Raw genomic sequence first — 13,043 nt, forward strand, 5'->3', positions numbered from 1 at the left:
CATATATCACGAGCGACAATAAGGAGGAGAGATGGCCGATGCGGATTACGCGCCGGATGCCGGTGAGCTTGCCCGGCTGCGCGAGCGCGCCAGATTCATCCGGCTGGAGACGATCCGGCTGATCGAGATCGCCAAGGTCGGGCATTACAGCTCCGTATTCTCCTGCGCGGAGATCTTTGCCTCCCTCTACTACGGCGTCATGGCGCTGCGGCAAGGCGACCCACGGTGGGAAGAACGCGACCGCTTTCTCATGGGCAAGGGCCATGCGGCGGTGGGATTGTTCCCCGTGCTGGCGGACAAGGGGTTCATTTCCCGCGAATTGCTGGACGGCTATACCCGGCTGGGCAGTCCGCTGGGCGACCATCCCGATATGGCGAAAGTGCCTGGCATCGATTTCAGTTCGGGCTCGATCGGGCATGCTCTGTCCAATGGCGCCGGTATCGCCCTGGGCGGCCGGATGCGCGGCCGGTCCTATCATGTGTTCGTGATGCTCGGCGACGGCGAGATGCAGGAAGGGCAGGTGTGGGAAGCCGCGCTGTTCGCCGCGCACCACCGGCTGTCGCGCCTGATCGCCATCGTGGATCGCAACGGCTACCAGCTCGACGGCAAGGTCGACGAGGTGATGGGCGTGGAGCCCCTGCGCGATAAATGGTCCGCCTTCGGCTGGGACGTGCATGAGGTGGACGGCCACGATCTCTCGGCCCTGACCGCACTGCTGCGGCGCCTGAAGGCCGATACGGCGCGGGCGCGGCCGGCCTGCGTGATCGCGCGCACGGTGAAGGGGAAGGGCGTCGGCTTCATGGAAACCGAGCCGGGCTGGCACCTGGGCTATCTGGCGCCCGCGGATGCGCGGGCCGCCATCGACGAAATCATGGCGCGGGAGATCTGACCATGGCAGGCATGACGCAAACCCAGCGCGCCGCGCAAACGCCGCAAACCGCCACGCCGTCCGCCGCCGGCGCGGCCCTTCGCTCGCCCGATTCATGGCAGTACCGGGCGCTCAACGCCGTGACGCCCGGCCTATCCTGGCTGGCCGATGCGCTGATCGAGCTGACGCGCGCCGGCCACCCGGTAGTCGCGGGTTCGGCCGATCTGCAGCATTCCAACGGACTGGCGCGCTACGCAGCGGCGTATCCCGACCGATACATCCAGTTCGGCATCTCCGAACAGAACATGGTTTCGGTGGCCGCCGGCCTGGCGACGACGGGCCATATGCCCTTTGTCGCGACGTTTGCATCGTTCCTGGCGCTGCTGTGCTGCGAGCAAATCCGCATGGACGTCGCGTACACGCGCCTGCCGGTGCGTTTGATCGGCCACCACACGGGCATCAGCCTGGGCTTCTATGGCACCTCGCATCACGCCACGGAAGATATCTCCACCATGCGCGCCATCGCGGGGCTTACCGTGGTGTCGCCCGCCGACGGGCCGCAGCTGGCGGCGGCGATCAAGGCGTCAGCCGATTGGCCCGAGCCCATTTACTTTCGCATCGGCAGGGGACGGGAGCCCGACGTGTACGAGAAGGGAGGGCCTTTCCAATTCGGCAAGGCCGTCGTCCATGCCACGGGCAGCGACGTCACGCTGGTGGCGTGCGGCATCGCGGTGCGGGCGGCGCTGGACGCCGCCGCCGCGCTGCGCCAGGAGGGGTATTCGATCGGCGTCATCGACATGCCGACCATCAAGCCGCTGGATCGCGATGCCATCGTCCTGGCCAGCCGGCAGGCCCCGCTCATCATCACCATCGAGGAACACAATGTGATGGGCGGGCTCGGTTCCGCGGTGGCCGAAGTGCTGGCCGAGTCAGGCGCGGGTGCGCGTCTGGCCCGGCATGGCATAAACGATGAATTCAGCCTGATCGCGCCGCCCGCGTCGCTGTATGCGCACTACCGGCTGGATGCGGACGGCGTCAGGCAGGTAGTGCTCGAACAAATCGCCAAGCACGGAGGCAAGCCATGACGCCCATCAGCGGCAAGACCCGGGTCTTCGGCATCCTGGCCGATCCCATCCATCACGTTCAGGCGCCCGCGCGCCTGAACGCGTACTTCGCCGACGCCGGATACGACGGCGTGATGATCCCCATGCACGTACGGCCGGACAGTCTGCCGGCCGTCGTGGCGGGTCTGCGCGGCATGGAAAACCTGGGCGGCGTCGTCGTGACGGTACCGCACAAGACGGCCATTCTGGCCCTGTGCGATGAGGCGTCGGAAGTGACTCGCCAGATCGGCGCAGCGAACGTAGTGCGGCGGGATCCGGATGGGCGGCTGGTTGCCACCATGCTTGACGGAGAAGGCTTCGTGCGCGGCTTGCTGGGCGAGGGCAGGCAGGTCCAGGGCAGGCAGGCCTATCTGGCGGGCGCGGGCGGCGCCGCGAATGCGATCGCATTCGCCCTGGTGCAGGCCGGCGTGGCGCGGCTGACCATCGCCAACCGCACCGCGGCAAAGGCCGAGGATCTGCGGCGGCGCGTCCTGGCCCTGCATCCGCACGCCGACGTCCGTATCGGCAATGCCGATCCCAGCGGCCACGATCTGGTCATCAACGGCACGTCGCTGGGCTTGCGGCCGGGCGACGCGCTGCCCCTGGACGTATCGCGCCTGTCGCCGGCGCAACTGGTATGCGAAGTCATCATGCAGCCAAAGGAAACGGCGCTGCTGCTTGCCGCGCGCGAACGCGGCTGCGCTGTTCACTATGGGGCGCCGATGCTGGCCTCGCAACTGGCGCTGATGGCCGAATTCCTGGGCGTGCCGTCGGCGTCCCCTGCCGCATAACCGCCGGCTCCCTGACGATGGAAGACTACGACTTCATCATCGCCGGCGGCGGTACGGCGGGATGCATCCTGGCCGATCGCCTGACCGCCAACGGGCGCTACCGGGTGCTGATGCTGGAAGCCGGCCGCGATGCGGCCAATATGTGGGTGGCGATCCCCGCGGGCTTCAGCAAGCTTCTGGTGGACCCGGTCTACAACTGGCGCTTCCAGACCGAGCCCGAGGAGAACGTTTGCCAGCGCGCAATCGCGGTGCCGCGCGGCAAGGGTCTGGGAGGTTCGACGCTGATCAACGGCGGCATTTACGTGCGCGGACAACAGGCCGACTACGACGCCTGGGAGCGCGCCGGCGCTGAAGGATGGAGCTGGCGCGACGTGGCGCCGTATTTCCGCAGATTCGAAGACTATCCGCAGGGCGATGCGAGCCGCGGCAAGGGCGGGCCCATGCACCTCGTGCAGGTGCGCGAGCGCTTTCCCTTGTCCGAGGCCTTTCTGGCCGCGGCCCGGGAAGACGGCCAGCCCCTGAACCCGGACTACAACGGCGCGCGCCAGGAGGGCTTCGGCTACTACCAGGTGCTGCAGCATCGCGGACGCCGATGGAGCGTGGTGCAGGGCTATCTGGCAGCGGCAAGGCGCCGCCCCAATCTGCACATCCTGCCGGAAGCCCATGTGACGCGGCTGGTGTTCGAGGGCCGGCGTTGCGTCGGGGTGCGTTATCGCAGGCAGGGGCAGGAATCGACGGCGCGGGCGCGCATCGAGACCTTGCTATGCATGGGCGCGGTGCAATCGCCGCAGATGCTGGAGCTGTCCGGTATCGGCGATCCGCGACGCCTGGGCGGGCTGGGCGTTGGCGTCGTGCATCCGCTGCCTGGGGTGGGCGAGAACTACCAGGAGCATTTCGCCACGCGCATGAACTGGCGCGTCAAGGGGACGGTAACGCTGAACGAGATGTCGCGCGGATGGCGGCTGCTGCGGGAGCTGGGAAAGTACTACGCCGGCCGGCGAGGCATCCTGACCCTGGGAACGGGCTTGGTGCATGGCTTCGTCAGGACGTCGCCTGATCTGCCAGATGCCGACGTCCAGTATTTTTTCGTGCATGCCAGCTATGCCAACGCAGCCACGCGCATCCTGGATCGCCATCCGGGCATGACGATAGGCGTTACGCAGCTGCGGCCCCGTTCTGTCGGAAGCATCCATGCGCGCAGTCCGGATCCTTTCGATGCGCCATCGATCAGGCCCAATTTCCTGAGCGACGAGACCGACCGCCGCTGCCTGGTGGAAGGCATGCGTATCGCGCGCCGCATCGTTCATCGGCCCGCCATGCAGCGCTATGTGGAAGCGGAACTGAGTCCCGGCGAGCAGGTGAATACCTTCGAGGAATGGCTGGACTTCGCCCGGCGCAATGGGCAGACGATCTATCACCCGGTGGGCACCTGCCGCATGGGCCAGGACCCGAAGGCAGTGACGGACCCGCGGTTGAGGGTGCATGGCCTGGCGGGGTTGCGGGTGGTGGATGCGTCGGTCATCCCCAGCATGGTGTCGGGCAACACGCAGGCCGCGGTGATGATGGTGGCGGAGAAAGGCGCGGATCTGATCCTGGCCGATGCGGCCGCGGCGTAGCGTTGTCGCGCAGGCTCCGCTACGCCGGGGCAGGTCTTAGATGCTGCTGAGCGCGCTCGCGGTCAGCTCCCGCTCGTACGTGGCCACGTCCTCACGCGGCAAGTCGCCTTGGGTCATCGTGGCGCCCGGCGGTTGCACGCCGGTGTCCGTGCTCCCTGGGCCCGACGTGAGCACATCGGCCATGAAGGCCAGCGCGCCGACGATTCCCCCGTGCAGCATCGACGCAAGGTCCAGCGCGCGACGCCACGATCGGGAGGCTGCCATGTCGTCGTCCCGGCTGGGCCGGGCCCGATCCGGGTTTGGCCGCGACGCATGCCAAATGGAAGACGTCACCCCGCCATGGCCCGATGCGCGCTTGCGGCGCGCGGGCGGCGGCATGGCCGCGTCCGTGGATTTCGCATTCACGGGGACCTTGCGGTCCGCGCAGGTGTGGCCATCGTGGCACGGGGCGAGCAGGATGGTGGTGCGCCGGTCGAACACCATGGCGTCGACAATGGATTCGGGCGTGTCGCCCGGCTTGCGTTCCGGACCCAGCGAGGGGTGCGTGCGCGTCATGTGGACCAGGCGCTCATAGGCGCGCGTGCCTTGCAGATCTTTTCCCGTGTAGGTGTCGCCGGCGTCGCTGGCGTTGGCGTTGGCGTTGGGAGCGGGCCTCATGGCGTAGTAGCAATTGGGCGGCGCGGGCGGCCTGGCCGGGTCCTTTACCGCCTCGAAGGCCGCTGCGCCGACGGCGACCGCGGTACGCGGATCCATGCCTGGAATATCGCCGTTTTGGCCCCGTGCCAGGGGGATCGCCGTATTGTGCGAATCGCAAACCGGCGATGCGTGCGTGCGGGACAATGCAACCATCAGTGCCTCCATCGTGGGCGGTAGGGACCGGCTGAGTGCAGCGCCGTATACGAAAGTTCCGGGCGGTTACGATAGTCGCACCGCCGTGAACCAAAGGTCTGGAAGTGCTCATCGTCGAGGACGTGCATAAATCTTTCGCGACCGCGCAGGGCCCGTTGCCGGTTCTGCGCGGCGTGCGCTTGCGGCTGGAGGCGGGCCGCAGCCTGGCGCTGATGGGCGAATCGGGCAGCGGCAAAAGCACCTTGCTGCATATCATTGCGGGACTGGAAAAACCGGACAGCGGGCAGGTGCTTGCCGATGGCCGTGCCGTGCACGCCCGCGGCGAGGCGGGGCTGGCGCAGTGGCGGCGTACAGGCATCGGCCTGATCTTTCAGCAGTACAACCTGATCGGCAGCCTCGATGTATCGGCCAACCTGGCGTTCCACGCGCGGCTGGCGGGCCGCCACGACCCCGCGTGGGTCGCGCATATCACGGACCGCCTGGGCCTCGGGTCCTTGCTCGCCCGCTATCCGGAACAGTTGTCGGGCGGTCAGCAACAGCGCGTGGCGATCGGCCGCGCGCTGGCGGGCCGGCCCGCACTGGTGCTGGCCGACGAACCGACAGGCAGTCTGGACGAAGCAAGCGGCGACGCGGTGCTGGACCTGCTGCTGGAATTGGTGCGCGAGGCAGGCAGCGCATTGCTGATGGTCACGCATAGCGGCCGCCTGGCAGGCCGGCTCGACCGCCGCCTGACGCTGCATCTGGGGCGCATCCAGGCGGGGGTGCAGGACGGCGCCGTATCCAGGCGGCAGGCATGATGCGCAGCGTCCTGATAGCCATCCTTGCGCTGGCCAGTCATTGGCGGCGCCATCGTCTGCAGTGCGTCAGCATCCTCAGCGGGTTGTGGCTCGCGACCGCGTTGTGGAGCGGCGTGCAGGCGCTGAATGCCCAGGCGCGCGCCGATTACGCGCGTGCCAGCGCGGTGCTCGCGGGCGCCGATGCGGCGCAGTGGCTGCCGAGCACCGGAGAGTGGCTGGAGCAGGACGTCTATGTCGCGCTGCGCCGCGCCGGGTGGCAGGTCTCGCCGGTGGTGGAGGGGCGGCTGCGGTTCCCAGGGGATCCCCCGGTCGCCTTGCGGGTGCTGGGCATCGAACCGCTGAGCCTGCCGCCGGACAGCGTTGTGGCGGGGCGGCGGGCAGCCGCCTTCGACCTTGGGGCATTCATCGGCGAGCCGGGGCAGGCTTGGGCGGGTCCCGACACGCTGGCGCGGCTGGGGCTCATGGACGGCGACACGCCGGTCACCGTGGACGGCGACCGCCTGCCCCCGCTGCGCCTGCAACCGCAGCTGGCGCCGGGCGTCATCGTGATGGATATCGGCCACGCACAGCGGCTGCTGCACGCCGCCGGCAAGATCTCCCGCCTGCTGTTGGCTCAGGCCAGCGCGCGCACCCCCGACGGGACGGCGACGCCGGGCGGACACGATGGCGAGCCTGGCGCGGTCGAGCCGCCTGCGCAATGGGCCGGCCGATTGAAGGCCGCGCCGCCCGCAGACCGGGCGGACCTGGACCGGCTGACGCGCAGCTTTCACTTGAACCTGACCGCGATGGGACTTTTGGCTTTCATCGTGGGCCTGTTCATCGTCCACGCTTCCATCGGGCTGGCGCTGGAACAGCGCCGCCCGCTGCTGCGGACCTTGCGGGCGTGCGGCGTGAGCCTGCGCGTGCTGGTCGCCGCGCTGGGCGCCGAGTTGACCGCTTTTGCGCTGGCGGGCGGACTGGCCGGCGTGGCGACGGGGTATCTGCTGGCCGGCGCCCTGCTTGGAAATGTGGCGGCAAGCCTGCGCGGCCTGTATGGCGCCGAAGTCGCGAGCCATCTTGCCTTGCCGCCGTCCTGGTGGCTGGCCGGCATCGCGATGACGCTGGCGGGCATGCTGGCGGCTGGCGGCGCCAGTCTGTGGCGCGCCGCGCGCCTGCCCTTGCTGGCGCTGGCGCGCCCTCAGGCGTGGCGCGGCGCGCAGGCCGCGGCGCTGCGGCGTCGCGTCTGGGCCGCCGGCGCGCTGGCGATCGTCGCGGCCGCTTGCGGCGTAGCGGGCAACAGCCTGGCCAGCGCCTTCACGATGCAGGCGGCCATCCTCCTCGCGGCGGCGCTGCTGCTGCCCGCGCTGCTCGACGGCGCGTTGGCGTGGGCGGCCCGCCATGCCGGCGGCCCGCTGGCCGCGTGGTTCGTTGCCGACAGCCGGCAGCAGCTGCCCGCGTTGAGCCTGGCGCTGATGGCGCTGTTGCTGGCGCTGGCCGCCAGCGTCGGCGTCGGCAGCATGACCGAAGGGTTCCGCGCTACCTTCCTGGGATGGCTGGACCAGCGTCTGTCGGCGGACCTGTACGCGACCCCGCACGACAGCGCGCAAGGGGAGACGGCCGCCGCATGGCTGCGCGAACGCCGCGACGTGCATGCCGTATTGCCCCAGTGGCGCGCCGACACGCGTATCCAGGGATGGCCGCTGGAACTGCAGGGCGTCGAGAACCACGCGGAAACGCGTCGCCAGTGGCCATTGCTGTCGCACACGGGCGAGGCATGGGCGCGCGTCGCGCAGGGTGAAGGCGTGATGATCAGCGAACAGCTGGCGCGGCGTCTCGGCCTTGGGCTGGGCGCCCGGCTCGCGCTGCCGGCAGAAAACGGCGGGACGCGCGCCTACGCGATCGTGGGACTCTACGCGGACTACGGCAACCCCAAGGGCCATGTGCTGATGGACGCCGCCGCGTTGCGCCGCGATTGGCCGTCGGCATCCCTGCGCAGCCTGCACGTCTACGCCGTCGCGGGCCAGGCGGCGCACGTACGGGCCGCATTGGCGCGGCGCTTCGAAACCGCCGGCATGCAGATCGTGGACCAGGCCGGGATCAAACAATGGTCGCGTCAGGTTTTCGAGCGGACGTTCGCCGCCACGGGCGCCTTGAACGGGTTGACGCTGGGCGTGGCGGGGGTGGCGGTGTTCATCGGGTTGCTGACCCTGAGCCACAGCCGGCTGGCGCAGCTTGCTCCTCTGTGGGCCTTGGGCGTGCAGCGCTCCAGACTGGCCTGGCTGGCGCTGGGCCAGGTGTCGATGCTGTCCGCGATGACGGTGTTGTGCGCGATTCCGCTGGGCATCCTGCTGGCGTGGTGCCTGGTCGCCGTGGTGAATGTACAGGCCTTCGGGTGGCGGCTGCCGCTGCACGTCTTCCCCATGCAGCTGGTGCGGCTGGCGGCGCTGGGCCTGATGACGAGTTTGCTGGCCGCGGCCTGGCCGGTGTGGCAGTTGCGGCGGCGCCAGCCGGCGGAGCTGCTGCGGCAGTTCGCGGGCGAGGCTTAGGTCTATGGACGTGCATGGGACGCCGAATGGAATCGCGCAACCGGGAGCGGACGTGTTGAGGCGATATGGAGCACGGCTGGCTGGCCGGGTGGCGCTGGCGGCGGCCGTGCTGCTGACGGGCGGCTGCGAGCGGGCCGACCCGCCGCCGGGCGCCAGCTACGCGGGGCTGGGCAGCGAGGCGGGCGGCTATCTGCAGGTCGAACGCGGGCGGGCCTTGCAGTTTCCGGCCGACCATGGCGCCCATGACGGCTACCGCATCGAGTGGTGGTACGTCACGGCCGCTCTGGAGGACGAACAGGGGCAGCCCTGGGGCGCGCAGTGGACTTTGTTCCGGTCCGCCTTGCGGCCTGGCAGGGATGGCGCCGGTTGGGAAAGCCCCAATGTGTGGATGGCCCATGCGGCGCTGACCGACGCGCGCCGGCACGATTTCGCGGAGAAATTCGCGCGCGGCGGCGTGGGGCAGGCCGGCGTGCGGGCAACGCCCTTCGAGGCCTGGATCGACGACTGGTCGCTGCAGTCCGCCGGCGCGGCCCCGGACGATGCGGGCGAAAGCGCCGATGGCGTGAATCGGCTGACCATGCAGGCAGGCGGCAAGGACTTCTCGTATCGGCTGACCCTCGTGGCGGACGGACCGCTGGTGTTGCATGGCGATGGCGGTTACAGCGAAAAGTCCGGACAGGGCCAGGCGTCGTACTACTACAGCCAGCCTTTCTATCGCGTAGAAGGCGAGGTCCGGCGCGGCCAGGAGCGCCATCACGTGCGTGGACGGGCGTGGCTGGACCGCGAATGGAGCAGCCAGCCGCTATCGGCGGATCAGCGGGGTTGGGATTGGTTTTCGCTGCACCTGGCCGGCGGCGACAAGCTCATGCTGTTTCAGGTTCGCCAGTCCAGCGGCGGCCCTTTTCGGGCGGGCACGTGGATCGGCGCGGACGGCCGCGCCGTCGTGCTGGACGGAACGCAGATTCGGCTGGACCCGCAGGGTTGGACGGACCAGCACAACGGCCGCCGGGTGCCGACGCGTTGGCGTGTGCGCGTGGCCGGACCGTCGGGCAAGGAATTGGATGTCAATGCGGCGGCCGTGTACCCGCAAGCATGGATGGGGACCGCGTTTCCTTATTGGGAAGGTCCCGTGCGCCTGGATTCGGGAGGAACTGGGTATCTGGAGATGACGGGGTACTGAGGGCTGGCTTATCGAGCCTAGAATGACATGCATGGGCGGCTCGCCGCCGCTGCGCAACGGAGCAGCCTATGAGTTTATCGACCGATATCGAGTCCGTGCCCGCGCAGGGAGAAGTGCGCCAGCTCTTCATCCTGCTGCACGGCTCCGGCGGCGCGCCCGCCGACATGCAAGGCCTGGCCGAGGCAGTGCGGCGTGCGTTTCCGCAAGCGGCCATCGTCGCGCCCGCGGGTTTCGAGCCTTACGATGGGCCGGGCGAGGGCCGCCAATGGTTTTCCACGCGCGGCATCGATGAAGACAACCGCCCGGCGCGCGTGGCGCGCGCGTTGCCGGCGCTGGTGGCCTACATCCGCGCCTGCCAGCTGCGCTTTCACCTGCTGCAAAGCGACACCGCGCTTGCCGGGTTTTCACAGGGCGCCATCATGGCACTGGAAGCGACCGCGGCGCACGATGGCCTGGCCGGACGGGTGCTGGCATTTTCCGGGCGCTACGCGGCGATGCCGCACGCCGCGCCGCAATACACCACCATTCATCTTCTGCACGGCGCCGACGACAGCGTCATGCCTGTCAGCCATGCGAGGCGCGCGCAGGCCAGGCTGAGCGAACTGCACGGCGATTCCACCATCGACGTGGCGACGCACGTCGGACACGAGCTGCATCCCGCGCTGATCGAACGCGCCGTCGTCCGGCTGCAAACCTGCGTGCCCTTGCGCAGCTGGGAAGCGGCGCTGGGCCTGAATCAGGCCGCGCCGCCAGGCACCCTGCTGCATTGACGGCATTGCCGTCGTTGGGGCCGGCCGCGTATCAGCGGGAAGCGGGAACGAGTTGCGTCGCGCCGGCGGGCTGCGGCGCCGTCCCGGAGTCCTGGGTCTGCCATCCGCCGCCCAACGCCAGGAATAGCGTGATCTGATCGTTCGCGACCTGCGCCTGCGATGCGGCCAGGGCGCTTTCGGTGCTGGCCAGCGTGCGTTCCGCGTCGAGCACGGTCAGGTAATCGGTTTTGCCGTACTGATACAGCATCCGGGCCTGACGCGCCGCCTCGGCGGCCTGGTCGCGCGCGGCACGCAAGGCGGCGTCGCGGTCCAGTTCGCGCGCATAGGTTTCCAGCGCGCTTTCGGTTTCCCGCAAAGCATTGAGCACGGTGGCGTCGAATTGCGCGAAGGCGGCCTTGGCGCCGGCTTCAGCCTCGGCGATCCTGGCCTGCACCGCGCCGGTGTTCGGCAGGGTCCAGGAAATGAGCGGGCCGATGCTCCAACTGAAGGTGCCCGCCTGCGCGAAGAGGGAGGCCGGCCCCGCGGAGCCCGCCGACAGCCCCAGACTCACCTTGGGATAGAGGTCGGCCGTGGCGACGCCAATGCGGGCGGTGGCGGCGGCGAGATCGCGTTCGGCCTGACGGATATCCGCACGGCGGCGCAGCAGGGCCGCGCCATCGCCCACGGGAATCGGCTGCTTCAGCGTGGGCATCGCGGAGCACTCGCGCAGCGCCGCCGGAAACTGCGCGGGCGTGTCGCCGGTGAGCGTGGCAAGCTGGAACAGCGCAGTGCGGCGCTGCGCCTCGAGCGGCGGCAGGCTGGCGCGCAACTGCTCCAGCTGGCTGCGCGCACGCGCGACATCGAGCGGCGTGCCGCGCCCAAGGCGTTGCAGCCGTTCGTTGACTTCCACCGACTGCCGTTGCACGTCGACGGAGCGCCGGGCCGACAGCAGTTGCATGCCGGCCGCGCAGGCGGTGGTGTAGGCGCGCGTGGTCTGCGCCGCGACGGCCGCTCGCGTGGCGTCGTATGCGGCCTGCGCGGCGTCGCGATCGGCGCCGGCCGCTTCGATGGTGCGGCGGATCTGGCCCGCCAGGTCCAGCTGGTACGAAATGCCGGCGCTGCCGCTGTAGGACCATTGATTGGGCGGACGGAAATCGGGGGCCAGTTCCTGTACGCCCGATACGTGGCCGAACGTGGGCGAAGCGCTGAGCGAGATGCCGGGCCGAGTCTGCGCCCGGGCTTCGCGCACGATCGCGTCGGCGCGCTCCAGGTTGGCCGCGGCCACGCGCAGGTCGGTGTTCGCCGACAGCGCTTTTTCCACCAGACCGTTCAACGTCGGGTCGTCGTAAAGCCGCCACCATTGTCCGGGCACGGCCGCGTCGAGAAAGACGCGGCTGTCGTCCGCGCCGGCGAAGGGTGCATTGGCTTGGGGGCGGTTGACGGCCGCCTGTTCCGGCACATGGTAGTCGGGCCCCACCGCCGAGCAGGCGGCGAGCATGGCAATCAGTGCGGCGGCGAAAGGGAAACGCATCGTGCTCATGGTCGGCGTCCGCTTACTGCGCAGGGCGTTTTGCCGCCGTGCCGGTGTTGGCGTGTGGTTCGGCGGGCGTCGCCGGCCCGGGTCCGGCAGCCGCTTCCGGCGGCGCCTGGTCGGCGCCGGACGGCGCGGCATCGGCTACCTGCCGGGTCACGGCATCGACAGAGACGGTGGCCGTCTGGCCGGCGACCAGGCGTACACCTTGCGGCACTTCATCGATGTGCACGCGTACCGGTATGCGCTGCGCCAGCCGCACCCAGTTGAAGTTGGGGTTGACGTTGGGCAGCATGTTGGCCGCGGTGCTGCGATCGCGGTCCGCGATGCCCATGGCGATGCTTTCGACGTGCCCGCGAAGCACGCGCGGTTCGCCCATCAGCGCGACGGTGACCGGGTCGCCCTCATGGATGCGCGGCAGCTTGGTTTCTTCAAAGTAGCCTTCGACGTAGAAGCTGTTGGCGTCCACCAGCGCCATGACGCCGCGCCCGGCGGTGGCATAGGCGCCCACGCGCAAATCCAGATTGGTGACCCGGCCATCCGTGGCGGCCACGACGCGGCTGCGCTCCAGATTCAGGCGGGCGACGTCCAGCGCCACCTTTGCCTGCGCCAGCGCGGCCTGTGCCTGCTCCACGCGCGTCTGGCTCTGCTCGCGGACTTCCGCCGACACCAATTGCCCCAGCTCCCGATTGCGCCGCGCGTCGCGGTTGGCTTGCGCCAGCGCCACGGTTTGCGATTCCACCGCCGCCTTGGCCTGCTCGAACGCCAGCTGGAAACGGGCCCGGTCGATTTCGAACAGCACGTCTCCGGCTTTCACATCCTGGTTGTCGTGCACCGGCACCGCGGTCACCAGCCCGGATACGTCGGGCGCGACCTGGACGACGTAGGCCTTGACGCGGCCATCGCGTGTCCAGGGTTCCAGCTCATAGTGCGACCACAAGCGCCAGCCGGCGTAGGCGGCAGCAACCACCAGGATCACGGTGACGGCGAACCGGACGAAGTCGAGCGGACCGGGCAGGGAAGGGACCTTCATG

Annotated in this window: 11 protein-coding genes; 8 read left to right on the forward strand and 3 right to left on the reverse strand. The window is 69.3% G+C overall.

The window, feature by feature from the left end; all coding sequences use genetic code 11:
* Positions 1–31 precede the first annotated feature (31 nt).
* Genes CAL13_RS09570 through CAL13_RS09585 form a run of 4 tightly spaced genes read left to right on the forward strand, consistent with a single transcriptional unit; the run spans position 32 to position 4,378 of the window.
* Entirely contained in the window at positions 32–889 is an 858-nt protein-coding gene (locus CAL13_RS09570; RefSeq protein WP_086057204.1) for a transketolase, read from the forward strand.
* Positions 890–900: 11 nt separating this feature from the next.
* Entirely contained in the window at positions 901–1,953 is a 1,053-nt protein-coding gene (locus tag CAL13_RS09575; protein WP_086073583.1) for a transketolase family protein, read from the forward strand.
* Positions 1,950–2,762: a shikimate dehydrogenase family protein gene (locus CAL13_RS09580; RefSeq protein ID WP_086072223.1), complete on the forward strand. Its 813-nt coding sequence runs from the start codon at positions 1,950–1,952 to the stop codon at positions 2,760–2,762. Before CAL13_RS09575 ends, CAL13_RS09580 begins: the two co-directional genes overlap by 4 nt.
* A gap of 17 nt (positions 2,763–2,779) precedes the next feature.
* Positions 2,780–4,378 carry a GMC family oxidoreductase gene (locus CAL13_RS09585; RefSeq protein WP_086072224.1) on the forward strand — a complete coding sequence of 533 codons (1,599 nt, stop codon included), beginning with the start codon at positions 2,780–2,782 and terminating at the stop codon, positions 4,376–4,378.
* Between the two features lie 36 nt (positions 4,379–4,414).
* On the opposite strand, the gene CAL13_RS09590 is transcribed toward CAL13_RS09585, so the two are convergent.
* The gene (locus CAL13_RS09590) at positions 4,415–5,131 is read right to left on the reverse strand and encodes a hypothetical protein (RefSeq protein WP_157664836.1); all 717 of its coding nucleotides are present in this window, start codon (positions 5,129–5,131) and stop codon (positions 4,415–4,417) included.
* 218 nt (positions 5,132–5,349) lie between these two features.
* Here CAL13_RS09590 and CAL13_RS09595 point away from each other — a divergent pair, with 218 nt between their 5' ends.
* The 4 genes from CAL13_RS09595 (at position 5,350) to ypfH (ending at position 10,499) form a co-directional block, all read left to right on the forward strand.
* A complete protein-coding gene (locus CAL13_RS09595; protein ID WP_198297942.1) occupies positions 5,350–6,024 on the forward strand; it encodes an ABC transporter ATP-binding protein in 675 nt (224 codons plus the stop codon).
* Entirely contained in the window at positions 6,021–8,549 is a 2,529-nt protein-coding gene (locus CAL13_RS09600; protein WP_198297943.1) for an ABC transporter permease, read from the forward strand. Before CAL13_RS09595 ends, CAL13_RS09600 begins: the two co-directional genes overlap by 4 nt.
* Positions 8,550–8,601: 52 nt before the next feature.
* Positions 8,602–9,729 (forward strand): lipocalin-like domain-containing protein, encoded by a 1,128-nt coding sequence (locus tag CAL13_RS09605; protein WP_198297944.1) that lies wholly within the window; start codon positions 8,602–8,604, stop codon positions 9,727–9,729.
* A 68-nt stretch (positions 9,730–9,797) separates the two neighbouring features.
* Positions 9,798–10,499: an esterase gene (gene ypfH, locus CAL13_RS09610; RefSeq protein ID WP_086057210.1), complete on the forward strand. Its 702-nt coding sequence runs from the start codon at positions 9,798–9,800 to the stop codon at positions 10,497–10,499.
* A 31-nt stretch (positions 10,500–10,530) separates the two neighbouring features.
* Here ypfH and CAL13_RS09615 read toward each other — a convergent pair whose 3' ends face one another.
* Both CAL13_RS09615 and CAL13_RS09620 read right to left on the reverse strand, forming a co-directional pair.
* A complete protein-coding gene (locus CAL13_RS09615; RefSeq protein WP_086072228.1) occupies positions 10,531–12,018 on the reverse strand; it encodes an efflux transporter outer membrane subunit in 1,488 nt (495 codons plus the stop codon).
* A gap of 13 nt (positions 12,019–12,031) precedes the next feature.
* Entirely contained in the window at positions 12,032–13,042 is a 1,011-nt protein-coding gene (locus CAL13_RS09620; RefSeq protein ID WP_086072229.1) for an efflux RND transporter periplasmic adaptor subunit, read from the reverse strand.
* Position 13,043 lies beyond the last annotated feature (1 nt).

The sequence above is a fragment of the Bordetella genomosp. 9 genome (assembly GCF_002119725.1).
Lineage (GTDB): Bacteria > Pseudomonadota > Gammaproteobacteria > Burkholderiales > Burkholderiaceae_B > Bordetella_C.

What these genes read in the sequence shown, in the direction of transcription:
- CAL13_RS09570 (WP_086057204.1), top strand. Translation starts at nt 32, where the DNA reads ATGGCCGATGCGGATTACGCGCCGGATGCCGGTGAGCTTGCCCGGCTG.
- CAL13_RS09575 (WP_086073583.1), top strand. Translation starts at nt 901, where the DNA reads ATGACGCAAACCCAGCGCGCCGCGCAAACGCCGCAAACCGCCACGCCG.
- CAL13_RS09580 (WP_086072223.1), top strand. Translation starts at nt 1,950, where the DNA reads ATGACGCCCATCAGCGGCAAGACCCGGGTCTTCGGCATCCTGGCCGAT.
- CAL13_RS09585 (WP_086072224.1), top strand. Translation starts at nt 2,780, where the DNA reads ATGGAAGACTACGACTTCATCATCGCCGGCGGCGGTACGGCGGGATGC.
- CAL13_RS09590 (WP_157664836.1), bottom strand. Translation starts at nt 5,131, where the DNA reads ATGGATCCGCGTACCGCGGTCGCCGTCGGCGCAGCGGCCTTCGAGGCG.
- CAL13_RS09600 (WP_198297943.1), top strand. Translation starts at nt 6,021, where the DNA reads ATGATGCGCAGCGTCCTGATAGCCATCCTTGCGCTGGCCAGTCATTGG.
- ypfH (WP_086057210.1), top strand. Translation starts at nt 9,798, where the DNA reads ATGAGTTTATCGACCGATATCGAGTCCGTGCCCGCGCAGGGAGAAGTG.
- CAL13_RS09615 (WP_086072228.1), bottom strand. Translation starts at nt 12,018, where the DNA reads ATGAGCACGATGCGTTTCCCTTTCGCCGCCGCACTGATTGCCATGCTC.
- CAL13_RS09620 (WP_086072229.1), bottom strand. Translation starts at nt 13,042, where the DNA reads ATGAAGGTCCCTTCCCTGCCCGGTCCGCTCGACTTCGTCCGGTTCGCC.